The sequence below is a fragment of the Pseudomonas sp. PB103 genome, assembly GCF_009764635.1.
In the GTDB taxonomy this organism is placed as follows: Bacteria; Pseudomonadota; Gammaproteobacteria; order Pseudomonadales; family Pseudomonadaceae; genus Aquipseudomonas.
Genome location: NZ_RWIL01000050.1, coordinates 84,338 through 101,531, shown reverse-complemented (window position 1 = coordinate 101,531; position 17,194 = coordinate 84,338). Strand labels below are relative to the sequence as shown.

At 59.4% G+C, this 17,194-nt stretch carries 17 protein-coding genes; 3 read left to right on the top strand and 14 right to left on the bottom strand.

Annotated features, from left to right (window positions below):
• Window positions 1–69: 69 nt before the first annotated feature.
• The 6 genes from EJA70_RS10130 to minC all read right to left on the bottom strand — a co-directional run bounded on the left by EJA70_RS10130 (window position 70) and on the right by minC (window position 5,527).
• Window positions 70–1,359 (bottom strand): M18 family aminopeptidase, encoded by a 1,290-nt coding sequence (locus EJA70_RS10130; protein ID WP_008080878.1) that lies wholly within the window; start codon window positions 1,357–1,359, stop codon window positions 70–72.
• Window positions 1,360–1,599: 240 nt separating this feature from the next.
• Window positions 1,600–2,700 carry a hypothetical protein gene (locus EJA70_RS10125; RefSeq protein WP_158830652.1) on the bottom strand — a complete coding sequence of 367 codons (1,101 nt, stop codon included), beginning with the start codon at window positions 2,698–2,700 and terminating at the stop codon, window positions 1,600–1,602.
• Between the two features lie 47 nt (window positions 2,701–2,747).
• Window positions 2,748–3,383, bottom strand: a complete 636-nt coding sequence (locus EJA70_RS10120; protein WP_008080882.1) for an RluA family pseudouridine synthase — start codon at window positions 3,381–3,383, stop codon at window positions 2,748–2,750.
• A 170-nt stretch (window positions 3,384–3,553) separates the two neighbouring features.
• Window positions 3,554–3,808: a cell division topological specificity factor MinE gene (gene minE / locus EJA70_RS10115; protein ID WP_003223146.1), complete on the bottom strand. Its 255-nt coding sequence runs from the start codon at window positions 3,806–3,808 to the stop codon at window positions 3,554–3,556.
• Entirely contained in the window at window positions 3,808–4,620 is an 813-nt protein-coding gene (gene minD, locus EJA70_RS10110; protein ID WP_007913953.1) for a septum site-determining protein MinD, read from the bottom strand. The genes minE and minD overlap by 1 nt, the downstream gene beginning before the upstream one ends.
• A gap of 169 nt (window positions 4,621–4,789) precedes the next feature.
• A complete protein-coding gene (gene minC, locus EJA70_RS10105) occupies window positions 4,790–5,527 on the bottom strand; it encodes a septum site-determining protein MinC (RefSeq protein WP_045123115.1) in 738 nt (245 codons plus the stop codon).
• 117 nt (window positions 5,528–5,644) lie between these two features.
• Here minC and EJA70_RS10100 point away from each other — a divergent pair, with 117 nt between their 5' ends.
• Together EJA70_RS10100 and EJA70_RS10095 are read left to right on the top strand one after the other, a co-directional pair.
• The gene (locus tag EJA70_RS10100) at window positions 5,645–6,577 is read left to right on the top strand and encodes a lipid A biosynthesis lauroyl acyltransferase (protein ID WP_158830651.1); all 933 of its coding nucleotides are present in this window, start codon (window positions 5,645–5,647) and stop codon (window positions 6,575–6,577) included.
• 33 nt (window positions 6,578–6,610) lie between these two features.
• The gene (locus EJA70_RS10095; protein ID WP_158830650.1) at window positions 6,611–7,783 is read left to right on the top strand and encodes a patatin-like phospholipase family protein; all 1,173 of its coding nucleotides are present in this window, start codon (window positions 6,611–6,613) and stop codon (window positions 7,781–7,783) included.
• 137 nt (window positions 7,784–7,920) lie between these two features.
• Here EJA70_RS10095 and EJA70_RS10090 read toward each other — a convergent pair whose 3' ends face one another.
• From EJA70_RS10090 to puuE, 8 genes are all read right to left on the bottom strand, one after another.
• Entirely contained in the window at window positions 7,921–8,706 is a 786-nt protein-coding gene (locus EJA70_RS10090) for an outer membrane protein OmpK (protein WP_129391263.1), read from the bottom strand.
• 373 nt (window positions 8,707–9,079) lie between these two features.
• The gene (locus tag EJA70_RS10085; protein ID WP_158830649.1) at window positions 9,080–9,865 is read right to left on the bottom strand and encodes an outer membrane protein OmpK; all 786 of its coding nucleotides are present in this window, start codon (window positions 9,863–9,865) and stop codon (window positions 9,080–9,082) included.
• A 158-nt stretch (window positions 9,866–10,023) separates the two neighbouring features.
• A complete protein-coding gene (locus tag EJA70_RS10080) occupies window positions 10,024–11,382 on the bottom strand; it encodes a nucleobase:cation symporter-2 family protein (RefSeq protein WP_158830648.1) in 1,359 nt (452 codons plus the stop codon).
• 169 nt (window positions 11,383–11,551) lie between these two features.
• The gene (locus EJA70_RS10075) at window positions 11,552–12,862 is read right to left on the bottom strand and encodes a urate hydroxylase PuuD (RefSeq protein WP_158830647.1); all 1,311 of its coding nucleotides are present in this window, start codon (window positions 12,860–12,862) and stop codon (window positions 11,552–11,554) included.
• Window positions 12,863–12,913: 51 nt separating this feature from the next.
• Window positions 12,914–13,417, bottom strand: a complete 504-nt coding sequence (locus EJA70_RS10070) for an ureidoglycolate lyase (RefSeq protein WP_077571770.1) — start codon at window positions 13,415–13,417, stop codon at window positions 12,914–12,916.
• Window positions 13,418–13,543: 126 nt separating this feature from the next.
• Complete coding sequence (gene alc / locus EJA70_RS10065) at window positions 13,544–14,539, bottom strand: allantoicase (protein ID WP_158830646.1); 996 nt, start codon at window positions 14,537–14,539, stop codon at window positions 13,544–13,546.
• Window positions 14,540–14,626: 87 nt separating this feature from the next.
• Complete coding sequence (uraD, locus tag EJA70_RS10060; protein ID WP_008080897.1) at window positions 14,627–15,142, bottom strand: 2-oxo-4-hydroxy-4-carboxy-5-ureidoimidazoline decarboxylase; 516 nt, start codon at window positions 15,140–15,142, stop codon at window positions 14,627–14,629.
• Window positions 15,139–16,065: an allantoinase PuuE gene (gene puuE, locus EJA70_RS10055; protein ID WP_034151757.1), complete on the bottom strand. Its 927-nt coding sequence runs from the start codon at window positions 16,063–16,065 to the stop codon at window positions 15,139–15,141. The genes uraD and puuE overlap by 4 nt, the downstream gene beginning before the upstream one ends.
• A gap of 420 nt (window positions 16,066–16,485) precedes the next feature.
• Here puuE and uraH point away from each other — a divergent pair, with 420 nt between their 5' ends.
• Window positions 16,486–16,839 (top strand): hydroxyisourate hydrolase, encoded by a 354-nt coding sequence (gene uraH, locus EJA70_RS10050; RefSeq protein WP_158830645.1) that lies wholly within the window; start codon window positions 16,486–16,488, stop codon window positions 16,837–16,839.
• Window positions 16,840–17,194: the final 355 nt, after the last annotated feature.

The window sequence follows — 17,194 nt, the reverse complement described above, 5'->3', positions numbered from 1 at the left end:
AGGCTGCGATCTTTTGATCTTAAAAACAACATCAAAAGATCGCAGCCTGCGGCAGCTCCTACAGGGGGGTTACGGGAGTTCCTGGCAGGCGTAGAACGCGCTCAGCACTTTGACCAGGTGCGCCAGGTCGTGGCTGCCGCACAGTTCACGGATCGAGTGCATGGCGAAGGTCGGCAAGCCGATGTCGACGGTGCGCACGCCCAGGTGGCTGGCGGTGATCGGGCCGATGGTCGAGCCACAGCCCATGTCGCTGCGCACCACGAAGCTCTGCACCGGCACTTCTTCGGCCATGCACAGGTGGCGGAAGAAGCCGGCGGTTTCGCTGTTGGTGGCGTAGCGCTGGTTGCTGTTGACCTTGATCACCGGGCCGGCGTTGAGTTTCGGGCCGTGGTTGGCGTCGTGTTTCTCGGCGTAGTTGGGGTGTACGCCGTGGGCGTTGTCGGCCGAGACCAACAGGGATTTCTGAATGGTGCGGACGAACTCGTCGCCTTCCGGCAGCAGGCGACGCAGGGTCTGCTCAAGCATTGGGCCATCAGCACCGCAGGCCGAGCAGGAGCCGACTTCTTCGTGGTCGTTGCAGACCAGCACGCAGGTTTCGTCGGTTTCGGCGGTGAGCAGCGCTTGCAGGCCGGCGTAGCACGACAACAGGTTGTCGAGGCGCGCGCCGGCAATGAAATCGCCGTTCAGGCCAATCACCGCAGCACTTTGTGTGTCGTAGAAACTCAGCTCGTAATCCAGCACCACGTCGGCATTCAAGCCGTGTTCACGGGCCAGTTGATCGGTGAGCACGGCGCGGAAGTCGACGCGCTCGTCACCGGCGAATTGCGCGAGGATCGGCGGCAGTTCGGTCTGCGCGTTGATCGCCCAGCCTTGATTGGCTTCACGGTTGAGGTGAATGGCCAGGTTGGGAATGATCGCGATCGGTGCCTTGAAGTCGATGAGTTGGCTTTCGACCTTGCCGTCGCGGCGGAAGGTCACGCGCCCGGCCAGCGACAGATCGCGGTCGAACCACGGCGCCAGCAGCGCACCGCCATAGACTTCAACGCCCAATTGCCAGAAACCCTGACGTTGCAGTTCCGGTTGCGGCTTGACGCGCAGGCACGGGCTGTCGGTGTGTGCGCCGACCAGGCGAATGCCGCCGTGCAGTGGCGAGTGACGGCCCATTTTGATCGCGACGATTGAGGAATCATTGCGGGTGACGTAATAGCGGCCGTTCGCTTCGGTGTTCCACGGCTCGCGCTCGTCGAGGCGCACGAAACCGGCGGCCTCCAGACGCTGAACAAGACTGGCAGTGGCGTGGAACGGGGTAGGGGAGGCCTTGAGGAAGTCGATCAGGCCTTGGTTCAACTCTTCGCGCATAAGAAGCTCCAGACAGCAATGGCCGGGAGTTTAACGCATCGGCCCGAGGGTTTGGACATGACATGTGGTCGTTGTTGGCCAACACAAACCCTGTGGGGGCTGCCTGATGCCTGCTTCGTTTAATACCCGCCAATCCTGTAAGAGCCGAGCTTGCTCGCGAAGGCGTCGGGTCAGCAACATCTTTGCTGAATGACTGAACGCTTTCGCGAGCAAGCTTTGTTCCTACAAAGGGAGCGGTGTTCAGCGGGGGGTAAGTACGCGTTTCTTCAGGTAGTTCATGATGACTTTTTCGTCTTCAGGTTTGTCCGGACGCGGCAGCTGTTTTGGCCAGCGACTCTGGTTCAGCAATTTCTTCTGCCGGCTTTCGTCCCAGCGCAGAATCTCCCGCGAGGCGCATTCCCACCATTCATGCCGGCAGGCGCTGTAATACGGACCATCCGGCGCCGCGCTGCCGTACAGCAAATCACGTCCGACCTTGCGCATGGCGCCGCTCTGGTTGCGCAGCTTCCATTTGATTTTCAGGCGCTGCCAGGCCGAAGGGAACGGCTTGACCCGTGGCACATCGCTGCACAGATCAACCAGGCGCTGGCTGAACGTTTCGCCATGCTGAGAGAAGAAGTACGTCTGCATCGCATGGAAGAAGCGCTTCTCGGCGAAGTAGTGATAAACGTGCTTGCGCGCTTCCACCACCTCACGCCCGCGCATGGCGTACGACAGGGCGATCTGCTCGATGGTGTGAATCTCGAAACCGCCCGCCGTCCATTCATCGATCAGCCGGATCGACTCTTCAAACAGTGCTGAATCGCTTTCGGTGATACCGCACAGGCCGCTGTTGTAGAGCTTGAAGCCGTTGTCCGGTGTCACGCCGTGAGCGCGCAGGTCGCGACCGAGTTTCAGGTAATCGCGGCGTTCGTGGACGTCTTGCCAGTCGTACTCGAAGCGATCCATCACCGAGCGGTTCGCCTCGATCAATTCAAAGAGGCGCTGCGGGTGGCTGGTAAACAGTGTGTCGGTGTCGACGAACAGTGTTTTCTCCGCCAGTTGCATGCCGGCCGCGATGGCGCAGGCCTTGCGCCGATGGTGATAGCCGTGCACGCCTTGCCAGCGCGTCAGGGTCGCTTCGTCGAGCAGCACGGTATCGACCGGCCAGCCGGCATAGTCTTGCGGGCGGTCGGTCAGAATCCTGATCGCCGGGATCTTGCCGTCCTTGGCCTGGGACAGCACCGTGAGGATGCTGAACTTGGCTTCGCGGCGGTAGACGTCCTGGTTGCCGTAGATCAGATACAGCAACTGGTGACGGACTTTCTTGAGGGGTGTCGCCAGGGAATCGATACAACTCATCCGAAACAAAATCCTTTCCAACAACAGGACGGCCGGTCAGGCCATCCTTAGAACGGGGCCGGGCATTCGAAACGCAAACGCTCGCCGGACTGCGGGTGGGTGAAGCTCAACATGCTCGCGTGCAGGCACAGGCGCGGCCAGGCGGCGAGGGCTTGTTCGTGGGCGTAGAGCCCGTCGCCGAGCAGCGGGTGACCGATCGACAACATGTGCACGCGCAACTGGTGTGAACGGCCGGTGATCGGCGTCAGTTCGACGCGGCACCAATCGCCACAACGTTCCAGCACTCGCCAGAAGGTCAGCGCGTGTTTGCCGAATTCGTGATCAACCACATGGCGCGGCTTGGTCGGCGGGTCGTAGCGCAGGGGCAGGTCAATGCTGCCGCTGTCCAGTTCCGGTTGTCCCCAGGCCAGGGCAGTGTAGGCCTTCTCTGTTTCACGGTCGTGAAACTGGCGTGACAGTTCGCGGTGAGTGTCGGCGTCACGCGCGAGCAGAATGATGCCGGAGGTTTCCCAGTCCAGGCGATGGACGATGCGCGCTTCCGGGTAGCCGTTTTCCTGCAGGCGGGTAATCAGGCAATCCTTGTTGTCGTCGGCGCGACCGGGCACCGAGAGCAGCAACGTTGGTTTGTCGACCACCAGTACGGCGGCGTCCTGATGGATGATGCGGATGTTGGACAACGGCATTAAAACAGCCTCGTTACAAATGCCAACGGCGGCTCGGGACTGCTGATAACCCTGTAGGAGCTGCCGAAGGCTGCGATCTTTTGACGTTGAAAGATCAAAAGATCGCAGCCTTCGGCAACTCCTACACGAGCATCAACAGCCCGAGCCGCCGTAGCGACTGCCGGATCGACTCAGCGATCGGGCAGGGTGATGTTGAGTTCCAGAATCGAGCAACTGCCCTGGCTTTCCAGTGCAACATGTACGTCGTCGTTGCCGATGTTGACGTACTTGCGGATCACGTCGACCAGTTCCTTCTGCAAGGCTGGCAAGTAATCCGGCGTGCTGCGCTGGCCGCGCTCATGCGCCACGATGATCTGTAGACGCTCTTTCGCTACCGAGGCGGTACTTGGCTTTTTGTTGGCACGAAAGAAGTCAAAAAGGTTCATTACCTACCTCCAAACAGGCGCTCGAAGAATCCCTTCTTCTCGACATCGAGGAAACGGTGGGCTTTTTCTTTGCCCAGCAAACGGTCGACGGTATCGCTGTAAGCCTGACCGGCATCGCTCTGGTCGTCGAGAATCACCGGTACGCCCTGGTTGGATGCCTTGAGCACCGCCTGGGATTCCGGGATCACGCCGAGCAGGGTTACCGAGAGGATTTCCTTGACGTCTTCAACGCCAAGCATTTCGCCCTTTTCCACACGCTCTGGATGGTAGCGGGTGATCAGCAGGTGTTCCTTGATCGGGTCTTCGCCACGTTCGGCACGACGCGATTTGCTCGCCAGCAGGCCGAGCATGCGGTCCGAATCGCGTACCGAGGACACTTCCGGGTTGGTCACGACGATCGCTTCATCAGCGAAGTACATGGCCAGGTGCGCGCCTTTCTCGATGCCCGCCGGGGAGTCGCAGACGACGAACTCGAATTGTTCCTTGAGCTCCATCAGGACTTTTTCCACGCCTTCGACAGTCAGCGCGTCTTTGTCGCGGGTCTGACTGGCGGCCAGTACGTAGAGGTTTTCCAGGCGCTTGTCTTTGATCAGCGCTTGTTGCAGGTTGGCTTCGCCGTTGACCACGTTGACGAAGTCATACACCACGCGGCGCTCGCAACCCATGATCAGGTCAAGGTTACGCAAGCCCACGTCGAAGTCGACGATCACTGTTTTGTGGCCGCGCAGAGCGAGGCCGGTACCGATAGCGGCGCTGGTGGTGGTCTTACCCACACCACCCTTGCCGGATGTAACCACGAGAATCTTGGCCAAGGTGTTTCACCCCTAAGGAAGAAGGACTTTTTAGCCCCTGAAAAACATCTCTTGAAAACTACTGCAGTCGGACAGCCTTGGCTGGAATTCGGCTTTTGGCCTTTTTCCTACTTCGTTTGAGCCGTTTTCGCTACGTTTTAGAGATGCTTGGAAAATGCGGCAGTATCCGTTAAAGCCGAATGATGTTCAACACGTCGCCCGACAGGCTGACCTGTACGCCCGAGCCCCACATTGGGTCGCGGCGCAAATCTTCGGAGACCTTGTAATGACCGGCGATGGAGATCAGTTCAGCGCTCAATTGCTGACAGAAAATCCGTGCCTTGGTATCACCCTTCACGCCGGCCAGCGCCCGACCGCGCATCGGGCCGTATACATGGATGTTGCCATCGGCAAGAAGTTCCGCCCCCGGACTGACCGAGGACACCACGACCAAATCGCCACCCTGCGCGTATATCTGTTGGCCACCACGTACTGGCGTAGTGATGACGCGGGTCTGTTTGACGGTCGGCTCAGGCGGTTTTTCCGGCTTCTTTTTGACTTCGGCCTCGGCCATTTCCAGCGGCCGCTCACGGGCACCGGACGGCGGCAGCACCGGGATGTCGATGGCGATGGCGGCGGCGATGTCTTCGATGCGGCTGGCGCGAATCGCCAGGGTGCGCAGGCCATGTTGACGGCATACGCGCATCAGGCCCGGCAGATCAACGGCGCCTTCGCTCGGCGGCAGCTTGTCCAGCGCCAGAACCAGCGGCGCGTTGCTGAAGAAATTCGGCGCCTGCGCGACTTTGGCGGCCAATTGCCGATCGAGGCTGTCGAGGTCGTTACGGGCCAGTTCCAGCACAGTAATGGCCAGCATGCTGCCCTTGAGCTGGAATACGGGATCTTGGTCTAACGGTTCGGTTTGGCTCATGTCGGCATACAACGGCTTGTCACTAAAAGTGCCGAGACTTATAACGAGAACGCCCGCAGGCCGCAAGCCGGGTCGAACGATGTAGAATGCGCGGCCACTGTATTTACGGAAGCTTTAATGGATCGCCCGCGTTTTCGAAAAGCATTTCTTGCTCCGCGCTTCTGGCCGCTCTGGTGCGGCCTGGGGCTTTTGTGGCTGATCGTGCAGCTGCCTTATCCGGCCTTGCTGACCATCGGTCGAGTTTTGGGTGCGTTGATGTATCGCTTCGCCGGCGACCGACGGCGCATTGCCAAGCGCAATCTGGAATTGTGCTTCCCGGAAAAATCCGCCGCCGAGCGCAAACGCCTGCTCAAGGAAAATTTCGCCTCCACCGGCATCGCCTTTTTCGAAATGGCGATGAGCTGGTGGTGGTCGCGTGAGCGTCTGGCCAAACTGGCCCACGTCGAAGGTCTGGAGCATTTGCAAAAAGCCCAGCGCGAAGGCAAAGGCGTGATCCTGATGGCGGTGCATTTCACCACCCTGGAAATCGGCGCGGCGTTGCTCGGTCAGCAGCACACCATCGACGGCATGTACCGCGAGCACAAAAATCCGTTGTTCGACTTCATCCAGCGTCAGGGCCGCGAGCGGCACAACCTCGATTCGCTGGCGGTGGAGCGCGACGACGTGCGCGGCATGCTCAAGCTGCTGCGTTCCGGTCGGGCGATCTGGTACGCGCCGGATCAGGACTACGGCGCCAAGCAGAGTATCTTCGTGCCGCTGTTCGGCATTCAGGCCGCAACCGTGACCGCGACCACCAAGTTTGCTCGCCTGGGTAAGGCGCTGGTGGTGCCGTTCACGCAGGAGCGTCTGGCCGATGGCAGTGGTTATCGACTGGTCGTGCATCCGCCGCTGGAAGACTTCCCGGGCGAAACCGAAGAAGCCGACTGCATCCGTATCAACCAATGGGTTGAAGGCGTGTTGCGCGATTGCCCGGAGCAATACTTGTGGGCGCATCGTCGATTCAAGAGCCGGCCACCGGGCGAGCCGAAGTTGTACGCCAAACGCCGCTGAAAAAATAACTGACAAGCACCATGGAGCGTTGCGATGAGCCCAGCTGAACCGGTCACAGGTTTGATTCTTTCCGGCGGCGGGGCTCGGGCGGCGTATCAGGTGGGGGTGCTGGCGGCGATTGCCGAACTGTTGCCATTGGGCGCGGACAATCCGTTTCCGGTGATCGTCGGCACCTCGGCCGGGGCGATCAACGCGGTCAGCCTCGCCAGCGGCGCCACCGATTTTCGTGCCGCCATCGAACGCCTCACCTTGTTCTGGCAAGGCTTTCGCAGCCATCGCGTGCTGCGCAGTGACTGGCCCGGCGTCATCCGTCAGGCCAGCCGCTTTGTCAGTCACAGTTTGCTTGGCCTCGGTCGGCATCTGCCGGTGGCGCTGCTCAACAGTTCGCCGCTGCGCGAGCTGCTCAATGAAAAACTGCACATGCCCGGCATTGCCGAATCCATCGCGCGCAAGCAATTGCACGCGGTGGCGGTGACCGCGTTCGGCTACGAATCGGGGCAGGCGGTGACGTTCTACCAGGGCGGCGGCAAGATTGATTCGTGGCTGCGGCATCGGCGCATTGGTGTGCCGACGCAATTGTCGGTCGACCATCTATTGGCCAGCTCGGCGATTCCGCTGTTGTTCGCGCCAGTGAAGATCGGTGATGAATATTTCGGTGACGGCGCGGTGCGGCAATCGGCACCGATCAGTCCGGCGTTGCACCTGGGCGCCAGTCGGGTGCTGGTGGTCGGCGTCAGCGGCAACCCGCGCGGCGTTGATCCGCAGCAGCCGCTGGAGCGCACTTACACGGGGCAACAGCCGACACTCGCGCAGATCGGCGGGCACATGCTCAACAGCACGTTCATTGACAGTCTGGAGAGTGACATCGAGTTGCTGCAGCGTCTCAACCAGTTCAGCCATCTGATGCCCGTCGGCACGCCGACGCGCGAGTTGGGCGTGGCGCCGGTGGAGGTGTTGGTGATTTCGCCGAGTCAGCCGATCGATGAGATCGCGGCGCGGCATCGTCAGGAATTGCCGGCGGCGTTGCGCCTGTTTTTGCGTGGGCCGGGGGCGACGAAGACGAGTGGGGCGGGGGTGCTGAGTTATCTGCTGTTCGAGGCGGGGTATTGCAGCGAGTTGATTGATCTGGGACGGCGCGATGCGTTGGCCAAACGCGAGGAGTTGTGCCGGTTTTTGGGGATAAGCGAGGCGGTGACTTCCGCCTGAGATTTGTGGTGCGACAATCGCTGGCAAGCCAGCTCCCACAGGTTTCTGGGTGAACGCAACAATTGTGTGCGGCACAAAACCCTGTGGGAGCTGGCTTGCCAGCGATGGCGTCTTTGCAGACGCCACTTACAGCAGCATCAGAAGTGGAACTTCACCAGGAAGCTGGTCACGTTCTGATTGGTGGTGAACGCGCGGGTGTCGTCGATCCCGTACTTGTCTTTCCAGTAGTCGTACTCAACACCGACGTACAGCTGCTTCTCGCCGAAATTCAGCGCCTTGCCCAAGTCGTATTTGACCTGTGGGTTGAAGTGCAGGTTGGCGTGGTATTCGCCACGGTTGTTGACGTCGTTGTCGACGACCCAGTCCATGTAACCGTCGATCAGCACGTTGGAGTCGCCAACCGGGATGGTGTAGGACCAGACCGGCGTGATCTGCCAGACGTTGTCACCCGGGCGCGAGCCTTCGGTGTGACGCTGATAGAAGTTCAGCTGGAAGTAGTCGAAGCCCGGGATGGCCAGGTCGAAACCTGGACCGATCAGGTAGGACTCGGTGTCACCCTCGCCGAACTCGTAGGTCATCGCCAGCAGGACGTCTTTGATCGGGCCGAATTCGATCTTCTGGTCGAGTACCTTGCCCAGCGATATGCGTGGCTGGAACTCGCCGTAGTAGGTGTTCGGGCCGTTGTTGAAGTCCTTGTCACCGTTGTAGAAGATCTTGTCGACGAACAGGAAGTTGTCCCCATACTTCCACGCATCGGCGTGCTCGAAGGTGACGGTCTGCTGGATCGCAGGGTTGACCTTGAAGTCTTTACCGTAAAGGTAGGTCAGGCTGTTGTTCTGCCACTGCAGCAGGCCATCGGCCATGGCCTGGCCGCCGGCCAACATCGATCCCGCGAGCATCAGGCTGGTGCACATACGTTTCATTCGGTTGCTCCCAAAGTAGGTGTTCCACGTTTATTTTTTTAAGATCGGCGCTCTGGTGTGGCGCCTTTTTTCGTTGCTGCAAAAGTCATCCGATTGGTCAGCTTTCATGCTGTTAGCAAGAGCTGGGCCAAGGCTTTTCGAAAAGCAAAAAAACGCCCGTCGGCTGCTGAAAAACAGTCGATTGAGCGTGTTTTCGGGATGCCTCGGTACTGGCCGGGGCCGGGATAAGTTGGCCCGTCGGTCAGGAATTAAATCCGGGCTTTTTTTTAGACCGAATTCATGAGGCCGCGGAGAATACTGACTCCTCGGCCAGCTCTCAAGTGCCCCGCAACAGAGCACCGACGACAGGTATGGAGCACGGTTGCGGGCCATCTTAAAAGTGCACCTTCACCAGCAGGCTGGCGGTGTTCTGATTGGTGTCGAAATTGTGTGTGTTTTCGACGCCGTATTTGTTCTTCCAGTAGCTGTATTCGGTGCCGACGTACAGCTGCTTCTGACTCCAGCCGAGGGCTTTGCCGAGGTCATATTTGATCTGCGGATTGATGTGCAGGTTGGCGTGATAGGTGCCGCGCGAGTTCTCGTCGTTGTCGACCACCCAGTCCAGGTATCCGTCGATCAGCACATCGGAATTGCCCAGGGGAAAGCTGTAGGACCAGCCCGGGGTGATCTGCCACACACCGTCGCCGGGGCGTGGGCCTTCGGTCTGGCGGCGAAAGATATTCAGGGTCACGTAGTTGAAGCCGGGCACCTTGAGGTCGAAGCCCGGGCCGATCAGATAGGCCTCGCTTTCACCTTCGCCGTACTCATAGGTCATCGCCAGCAGCACGTCTTTGATCGGGCCGAATTCGATCTTCTGGTCGAAGATCTTGCCGAAGGAAAAGCGTGGGGTGAATTCACCGTAGAAGGTGTGCGGGCCTTTGTTGCGGTCTTCTTCGCCGTTGTAGAAGATTTTGTCGACGAACAGGAAGTTGTCGCCGTATTTCCATTTGTCGGCGTGCTCGAATGTGACCGTCTGCTGGATCGACGGGTTGATCGCGAAATTCTTGCCGTACAGGTAGCTGAGGCTGTTGGTCTGCCACAGCATTAAATCGCCGGCCATGGCTTGACTCGCGGCCAGCAGGCCGCCACTCAACAACACGTTGGTTTGCGTGCGAATCATCTGTTGCTCCCTCTTGTTTTTATTGTTGAGGCAGGGTGTTGCACATCCCTGTGGGAGCGAGCTTGCTCGCGAAGGCGTTCTTTCAGTCAACTGATGGGTTGAATGTCATATCGCTTTCGCGAGCGAACCCGCTCCCACAGGGGAAAATCGTCTTGCTGTCAGTGCTGGTGTGCGTGGCAGTCGTTGATGGCCGCGCGCTCTTTGCCGCCGAGAATGTTGAACAGCAGGTTCAGCGTCAGCGCGCTGAGGGTTGCCATGGCGATGCCACTGTGGGTAATCGGGCTCATCCACAGCGGCAGGTGCGCGAAGAACTCAGGGCGCACCACCGGGATCAGGCCCATGCCGATGCTCACCGCGACCAGCAACTGGTTGCGGCGGTCACCGATGTCGGCTTCTTGCAGAATCTTGATGCCGGTCGCGGCGACCATGCCGAACATCGCAATCGCTGCGCCGCCGAGTACTGCCGGTGGAATCGATGCCACCAGAAATGCCGCTTTCGGCAGCAGGCTCAGGACGATCAGCAAGCCACCGGCAACGATGGTCACCGAACGGCAGCGCACGCCTGTCATCTGCACCAGGCCGATGTTTTGCGCGAACGAGGAGTGGGTGAAGGTGTTGAAGAAACCGGCGACAAACGAGGCGCCAGCATCACACAACAAGCCGCGACGCAGCATGCGCGGGCAGACTTCCTGGCCGGTGATCTTGCCCAGCGCGAGGAACATCCCGGTGGACTCGACGAAGATGATCACCACTACCAGACACATCGACAGAATCGGCGCGAGTTCGAATTTCGGCATGCCGAAATGCAGCGGGGTGACGAACTGAATCCATGGCGCATTGGCCATGCCGCTGAGGTCGACCATACCGATCACGCCGCACAGGATGTAGCCGAAGCACATGCCGATCAGTACGGAAATGTTCACCCAGAAACCGCGCATGAAGCGGTGGACCAGCAGAATAGTGCCCAACACCAGTGCGGCGATGGCCAGATAAATCGGTGAGCCGAATTGCGCGGCGCCAGCACCGCCGCCGGCCCAATTCACGGCCACGGGGAACAGCGACAAACCGATCGAGGTGATGACCGTGCCGGTCACCAGAGGCGGGAAGAAGCGTACGACCTTGGACATGAACGGCGCGATGAGCATGCCGAAGAAACCGGCGGCGATCGTCGCGCCGAAGATGCCTTGCAGGCCGATACCGGGCATGCCGGCCATGGCGACCATGCTGCCGACAGCGGCAAAACTGGCGCCCATCATCACCGGCATGCGAATGCCCATCGGGCCGATGCCCATGGATTGCACGATGGTGGCGACACCGGCGACCAAGAGGTCAGCGTTGATCAGGAAGGCAATTTCTTCACGACTCAGGCCAGCGGCCTGTCCAATGATCAGCGGCACCGCGATGGCACCACCGTACATCAGCAGAACATGTTGCAAACCGACCAGGATCAGTTGCAAAAGGGGCAATCGCTGAATGGCGGGTGCGTCGGGGATGCGCGCTTTGGACAGCTCGGACATGCAACACCTCGGATCTTTTTATTCTTGTGATTAACAGCTGCCGGGTTGCTCACAGCTGTTTCTTTGCATCAGGTAAAAACCGCGTTGCGGCCAATCGCTGGCAAGCCAGCTCCCACACAGGCAGTGCAAAACCCTGTGGGAGCTGGCTTGCCAGCGATGCTTTTACTGCTTAGTTGGTCTGTGCTCCCTGGGCGATCCATGCACCGATCAGGTCACGTTCCTGCTGGGTCATCTGAGTGATGTTGCCCAGTGGCATGATCTGCGTGGTGATGGCTTGCGCCTGGATGCGCGCCGCGTTCTGGCGGATCTGCTCAGGAGTGTCAAACATCACACCCGCTGGCGCTGCGCTGAACAACGGGCTGGTTGGTTTGGCCGAATGGCAAACCGCGCAACGTTCCTGGATCACTGTGTGCACCTTGTCGAAACCCGGGCCAGCATTCGACGCCTGCGCCGGTGCTGCTGCAGGTTCGGCAGGGGCTGCCGGTGCCGCTTCAGCCGGTTTCAAGCCGCCACCCAGTGCCGTTTCCGGCAGCGGTTGGTACTCGATTTTTGCTGGTGCCTTGGCCACTTCCGGCGCGGTCGACATCGGCGTTGGGCCGGTGACGTAGGCCAGGGTGATCATGCCCACCGCTGCAACCGGCAGCGTCCAGGCAAACTTGTGGCTGTCGTGACGGGTGTTGAAGTAGTGACGCACCAACACGGCCAACACCGCGATCCCGGCCAGGATCAACCAGTTGTACTGGCTGCCATAGGTGCTCGGGAAGTGGTTGCTGATCATGATGAACAGCACCGGCAGGGTGAAGTAGTTGTTGTGACGTGAACGCAGCAAGCCTTTGGCCGGCAGTGCCGGATCCGGCGTGCGGTTCTCGGCAATCGCCGCCACCAGTGCCCGTTGCGCCGGCATGATGATGCGGAACACGTTACCGACCATGATGGTGCCGATGATCGCGCCGACGTGCAGGTACGCACCACGACCGCTGAACACTTTGCTGAAGCCATACGCCGCGCCGATGATCAGCACGAACAGAATGAAACCGAGCAGAGCAGGGCGTTTGCCCAAGGCCGAGTCGCACAGGAAGGAGTAGATGAACCAGCCGAGGAACAGCGAGCCGATACCGATGGCCACGCCTTCAGGGCCGCTCAGTGTGCTGCCCGGAGCCAGCAGGTAGAGCGTCGGATTGGAGTAGAACACCACGCACAGCAGCGCGATACCCGACATCCAGGTGAAGTAGGCTTCCCATTTGAACCAGTGCAGGTTCTCCGGCATCGACGGTGGGGCCAGTTTGTATTTTTCCAGGTGATAGATACCGCCACCGTGGATCGCCCACAGGTCACCGGCCAGACCGGTTTTCGGGTTGACGCGGTTGAGGTTGTTCTCCAGCCAGACGAAGTAGAACGACGCGCCGATCCAGGCCACGCCAGTAATCATGTGAACCCAGCGCACGCTCAGGTTCAGCCATTCCAACAGATGTGCTTCCACAGTCTTTACCTCTCGCCTGTCACTCTTGTTGTCGAGTGATCAGACCTTCTCTTATTGGTGGGGGGCGAGGATCAAACGCTCATCCTCTTTGAAAAAATGCTCATCGCAGTTATTGCCTGTGCCACTGCGATCAACCACCAGGAAGTCATCCCGCTTTTCGATCGTCAGCACCGGATGGTGCCAAACGCCGCGATGGTAATTAATGCCCTGCCTGCCGTTGGTGACGAAGGCGCGGACCAAGCCTGATACAGGTTCATCGCCAATTGGCGCGACCACGATCAGAAAGGGGTTGCCGAGCAGCGGTATGAAAGCCTGGCTGCCCAGCGGATGGCGTTCCAGCATGCAAACGGTCAGTGGCATGTCCTGCGCGTCGGCGCGGAAGATGCTGATGATCGCGTTGTCCTCAGGCTGAGCGGTTTCGACCGTCGCCAGTTTATGGAAGCGCATGGTCGAACCGTTGTTGATCATGAAGTGATCGCTGCCGTCGGTTTCGATGACGTCACCGAAAGGGGCGAAGGCTTCTTTGCTCAGCGGTTCAATCGTTAGTGTGCGCATGCTGTTCTTCTTATCCGAATTCTGTGTTGTTAGAACTATCGCCATCGCGGGCAAGCCCGCTCCCACAGTGGACTGTGGCGTTCACAAAACCTGTGGGAGCTGGCTTGCCAGCGATTGGGTTCAAACCTATTTAGTGACCTTGCCGAGAACGCGCAGGCGGCTTACCCCACCGTCCGGGAACACGTTCAGGCGGATGTGGGTGATCGGGCCCAGTGCTTTGATCTGCTCGACGAAAGTGTGCTCGGCGTGCATTTCCAGCTTCTGGCTTGGCAGCAGATCGCGCCAGAACAGCGACTGGGTTTCGATCTGGCTGTCAGTACCGCCCTTGACGAACGCGCCCTGGATCGAGCAAGTGTCCGGGTAGTTGCCTTTGAAGTGCAGGGTGTCGACGACGATCTTCTCGATCTCGCCCGGGTGACCCAGCGCGACGATCACCCAGTCATTGCCCGGCGTGCGACGACGTGCAGTTTCCCAGCCGTCGCCCATGTTGATGCCACGGCCCGGGTTGAGGATGTTGCTCATGCGGCCGAAGTGTTCGTCGGAGCAGGCGAGGGCGCGGCCACCGTTGAGGGCTGCTGCCAGATCGACTTGCTCGTTGTCGCCAACGGCCGACCAGTCGCGATGCGGCACACCGTACACACGCAGACGGGCAACACCGCCGTCCGGGTAGATGTTGAAGCGCAGGTGGCTGAACGCCTGGTCGTTGCTGATTTCGTGATAGTGGTGGCTGTTGCCCTGCAGCTCGACGGCCGACAGCACTTCAGTCCACTGGGTGTTTTCGTCAGGCTCGCCCGAGGCCAGGAAGCACGCTTCCAGAGAGGCCGATGGCGGGAAGTTGCCGGTGAAGAATGAAGTGTCGATGTCCACGCCTTTGATCGAGCCCGGTACGCCCAGACGGATCACTGCGCTGTCGAAGCCTTCGAAGCGCTTGCGGCGCGATTCCCAGCCGTCCATCCACTTGCCGTTGTCATCGAACACGCCCTCCTTCCATACGGCCGGGGTCGGTTGGAACAGACGATTGGCGTCTGCGAACCAGTCATCGGTGACCGAGATGATTTTGGTGCCCAGACGGGCATCGGCCAGGTTGACGAATTTTTCGAAAGGTACGGCGTAAGCTTTCATTCTTCTTGTCTGCCTTTAAATAAGTGGCTGGGGATGCTTGCGAGGCCCTGGGCATTCTCCGCGTCTGACATGCTCGGGCCAGGCTTGCTAAAGAGTCAGTAAACGGAACAGGGCGATCTTGTTGATCTCCGCCAGCGCGCATTTGAATTCGGTGTCTTGCGAATTGTGAATGCGCGTTTCGAACGCCGCGAGGATCTGATGCCGGTTGCTGCCTTTTACCGCCATGATGAAGGGAAACTTGAACTTGGCTTTGTAGGCGTCGTTCAGCTCGGTGAAGCGCTGGAACTCTTCGGCCGTGCATTGGTGAATACCGGCGCCAGCTTGTTCATTGGTGCTGGCTTCGGTCAGTTGGCCCTGGACGGCAGCTTTGCCGGCCAGGTCCGGGTGAGCGTTGATCAGTGCCAGTTGACTGGCGTGATCGGCGCTCAACAGGATGTCGCTCATGCGCTGGTGCAGGGTTTCGATCTCGTCGATCGAAGCGTCCACGCCCAGGTCGTAGGCCTTCTCGGCCACCCATGGCGAATGTTCGTAGATGTCGGCGAAAGCTTTGACGAAAGCGTCGCGGCTCAGGGTCGACGGTTGCAGGGTTTGAAAGCGGCTCATTTGGCGGCCCCTTGGTACGGCTGGGTTTCGTGCCAGTGACGCGCGATGTCGACGCGACGGCTGAACCACACCTGTTCATGACTTTTGGCGTATTCGATAAAGCGTTTGAGCGAGGCGATGCGACCCGGACGGCCGATCAGGCGGCAGTGCAGACCGATCGAGAGCATTTTCGGTGCTTCAGCGCCTTCGGCGTAGAGCACGTCGAACGCGTCTTTGAGGTATTCGAAGAAGTCGTCACCCTTGTTGAAACCCTGCACTTGCGTGAAGCGCATGTCGTTGGTGTCGAGGGTGTAAGGGATCACCAGATGCGGCTTGCCGGTCGGGTTGTTCGGTTCCCAGTAGGGCAGGTCATCGTCGTAGGTGTCGCAGTCGTAGAGGAAACCACCTTCTTCCATGACCAGACGACGGGTGTTCGGGCCAGTGCGGCCGGTGTACCAGCCCAGTGGGCGCTCGCCGGTGATTTCGGTGAGGATGCGGATCGCTTCGAGCATGTGCTCGCGTTCCTGCGCTTCGTCCATGTACTGATAGTCGATCCAGCGGTAGCCGTGGCTGCAGATCTCGTGGCCGGCATCGACCATCGCGCGGATCACGTCCGGGTGGCGCTGGGCGGCCATGGCGACGGCGAAGATGGTCAGCGGAATGTCGAATTCCTTGAACAGTTTCAGGATCCGCCAGACGCCGGCACGGCTGCCATACTCGTAAAGCGATTCCATACTCATGTTGCGCGCGCCTTGCAGCGGCTGAGCAGCAACCATTTCAGACAGGAAGGCTTCGGATTCTTTGTCGCCGTGCAGAATGTTGCGCTCGCCGCCTTCTTCGTAATTGAGTACGAAGGACAGGGCGATGCGGGCATTGCCCGGCCAGTGTGGGTGAGGAGGGTTACTGCCGTAACCGATCAGGTCGCGTGGGTAGTCAGCGCTCACTGCAGTCTTCCTTCTTATTCGTTGACAGATGTGTGTGGCGGCCTGGCAGGCTGGCGTCACAGCGATGGGCTGATTGTATACAACTTTAATCGCAATTTGTAAGCCTGAATTTTCGCATTTTTCACCGACTGTCATCTTTTGCTGTTAATGGCTTGAGCCTGCAAGAAACCTGCCTGACCAGTCAGCTAATGGATAGGAGGTTCAATGAATAGGCGTATGGCTGGCCAATCGGCAGGAAAGCCCCGAATGGCGGGGGTGGTGTGAAAAATGTCGTTTTTATTGTGTACAATTTTTTTGAAAAGTGTCTTAATCAGTCGCTCGCCGCAGCTTTTCGTGCTCCGAATCGGTGCGGTCTCCTTTTCAACTGACTTCGGGAGGCGCGAAGTCTGACTGCTCCACGCAGGCAGGCGCGCAGAATCAATGGGACGTTTGACAACACACGTTTTGGACGCTGCACACGGTTGCCCGGGCAGTTCGATCAAGGTCGAGCTGTACCGCGTTGAAGGTTCGCAACTGGAATTGGTCGCCAGTGCCGTAACCAACAGCGATGGCCGGGTCGATGCACCGCTGCTGCAAGGCGATGATTATCTTACCGGCGTTTATCAGGTTCAGTTTCACGCGGGCGATTACTACCGCGCCCGTGGTGTTCAGTTGCCGGAACCGGCATTCCTGGACGTGGTTGTGCTGCGCTTCGGCATCTCTGCCGAACAGGATCACTACCATGTTCCGTTGCTGATTTCGCCGTACAGCTATTCCACGTACCGGGGCAGCTGACCCCCAAGCAGCTGCCCCCACCGGGAAGCGACTGCGCATATAGCTTCTTTGGTCTTTCGCCCGCCCACACTGCGGGCTTTTTTTTGCCTGGAGAAAAGTGCTGTCCGGTCTGACGCCATCGCTGGCAAGCCAGCTCCCACAGTGTCCGGGTCGTACACAAAAAATGTGAACACCCCTGAACCTGTGGGAGCTGGCTTGCCAGCGATGCTTTCAACGGCTCAACAGGGACGCGGCACCCGCGCCACTCCCACAGTGTCCGGGTCGTACACAAAAAATGTGAACACCCCTGAACCTGTGGGAGCTGGCTTGCCAGCGATGCTTTCAACGGCTCAACAGGGACGCGGCGCCCGCGCCA

Excerpts from the sequence above, each read along its gene's own strand:
- EJA70_RS10130 (WP_008080878.1), bottom strand. The coding sequence starts at position 1,359 with ATGCGCGAAGAGTTGAACCAAGGCCTGATCGACTTCCTCAAGGCCTCC.
- EJA70_RS10125 (WP_158830652.1), bottom strand. The coding sequence starts at position 2,700 with ATGAGTTGTATCGATTCCCTGGCGACACCCCTCAAGAAAGTCCGTCAC.
- EJA70_RS10120 (WP_008080882.1), bottom strand. The coding sequence starts at position 3,383 with ATGCCGTTGTCCAACATCCGCATCATCCATCAGGACGCCGCCGTACTG.
- minE (WP_003223146.1), bottom strand. The coding sequence starts at position 3,808 with ATGAACCTTTTTGACTTCTTTCGTGCCAACAAAAAGCCAAGTACCGCC.
- minC (WP_045123115.1), bottom strand. The coding sequence starts at position 5,527 with ATGAGCCAAACCGAACCGTTAGACCAAGATCCCGTATTCCAGCTCAAG.
- EJA70_RS10100 (WP_158830651.1), top strand. The coding sequence starts at position 5,645 with ATGGATCGCCCGCGTTTTCGAAAAGCATTTCTTGCTCCGCGCTTCTGG.
- EJA70_RS10095 (WP_158830650.1), top strand. The coding sequence starts at position 6,611 with ATGAGCCCAGCTGAACCGGTCACAGGTTTGATTCTTTCCGGCGGCGGG.
- EJA70_RS10090 (WP_129391263.1), bottom strand. The coding sequence starts at position 8,706 with ATGAAACGTATGTGCACCAGCCTGATGCTCGCGGGATCGATGTTGGCC.
- EJA70_RS10085 (WP_158830649.1), bottom strand. The coding sequence starts at position 9,865 with ATGATTCGCACGCAAACCAACGTGTTGTTGAGTGGCGGCCTGCTGGCC.
- EJA70_RS10080 (WP_158830648.1), bottom strand. The coding sequence starts at position 11,382 with ATGTCCGAGCTGTCCAAAGCGCGCATCCCCGACGCACCCGCCATTCAG.
- EJA70_RS10070 (WP_077571770.1), bottom strand. The coding sequence starts at position 13,417 with ATGCGCACACTAACGATTGAACCGCTGAGCAAAGAAGCCTTCGCCCCT.
- alc (WP_158830646.1), bottom strand. The coding sequence starts at position 14,539 with ATGAAAGCTTACGCCGTACCTTTCGAAAAATTCGTCAACCTGGCCGAT.
- uraD (WP_008080897.1), bottom strand. The coding sequence starts at position 15,142 with ATGAGCCGCTTTCAAACCCTGCAACCGTCGACCCTGAGCCGCGACGCT.
- uraH (WP_158830645.1), top strand. The coding sequence starts at position 16,486 with ATGGGACGTTTGACAACACACGTTTTGGACGCTGCACACGGTTGCCCG.